Annotated in this window: 1 protein-coding gene; it reads left to right on the top strand. The window is 58.4% G+C overall.

Features of this window, described 5'->3' with window-relative positions; genetic code table 11:
- Positions 1–233: ABC transporter transmembrane domain-containing protein (locus R0J92_RS27000; RefSeq protein ID WP_411053947.1), on the top strand; the 233-nt coding region annotated here is incomplete at both ends.

The following is a 233-nucleotide window of genomic DNA, read 5'->3' as shown; positions in this document are numbered from 1 at the left end:
GACCTGGTGTTCGTCGACGGCAGTTCGGATGCGCTGATGTGGGTCAGCATTGCCGTTTTTGGCATTGTTCGGCTCCGCGGGATCAGCTCGGTGACGCAGAAGGTCATTCTGGCCACCATCAACGAGCGCTCCGAAGCGCATATGCGAGCCGATATGCTGGATCGGCTGATCTATCAGGACGCCAGCTTTCACAAGCATCACCCGGCCGGCTTTCTGATCCAGCGGGTTCAATC

This window comes from Tritonibacter sp. SIMBA_163, assembly GCF_046535935.1.
Taxonomy (GTDB): domain Bacteria; phylum Pseudomonadota; class Alphaproteobacteria; order Rhodobacterales; family Rhodobacteraceae; genus Epibacterium; species Epibacterium scottomollicae.
Note: the sequence above shows the minus strand (reverse complement) of the source record. Positions and strands in the feature narration are given on the sequence as shown.